A 606-nucleotide genomic window follows, 5' to 3' on the forward strand; every position below is an offset into this window, starting at 1 on the left:
TGGAACTCATCAGCAAAGATAAAATAGAACAATGGATTTTACCTCATTTAAGCAAAGGAAAAAGAGGCTTTTCGACGAGATATGATCTGGTAAAAATAATTCAGCTTATTGTAAAACGCCTGAAAACAGGCTGTCAGTGGCGTGAATTAAGTTTGAAATAATAATTTGGCAAAGAGAAAATCTGCTGGCAAAGCATTTACTATTATTTCAATAAATGGAGCAAAGATGGCTCTTTCAGAAAGGCATGGATAGGTCTTTTGCTTCTTAATAAAAGAAAATTGGATATGTCAAGCGTTCAGTTGGACGGAAGCCACACCCCAAGCCGAATGGGAGGTGAAAAGCTAGGCTATCAGGGTAGAAAAAAGGCAAAAACCACCAACAGCATTTTTCTGTGGATCACCGGGGACAAATGTTGGCAATGGGAAGTCCAAAAAGTGGGCATCATCACGATTGATACCAAATAGAAGGTAGTTTGAAAGAAATTCTGTCCCTTCTAAGCGAAGCAGAAATAGATCATAAAGGATTGTTTCTCAATGCTGAGGCAGGATTTGACAGTGAGAATTTAAGACACATGTTAGAAAAAGAAAAAATAATCGCCAATATTAA

1 protein-coding gene is annotated in these 606 nt (G+C 37.5%); it reads left to right on the forward strand.

What is annotated here, in order from left to right; translation table 11 throughout:
• The first annotated feature begins 284 nt into the window (after positions 1–284).
• Entirely contained in the window at positions 285–464 is a 180-nt protein-coding gene (locus GNY06_RS00470) for a hypothetical protein (RefSeq protein ID WP_166518329.1), read from the forward strand.
• Positions 465–606 lie beyond the last annotated feature (142 nt).

The sequence above is a fragment of the Elizabethkingia argenteiflava genome, from assembly GCF_009904105.1.
GTDB lineage: Bacteria > Bacteroidota > Bacteroidia > Flavobacteriales > Weeksellaceae > Elizabethkingia > Elizabethkingia argenteiflava.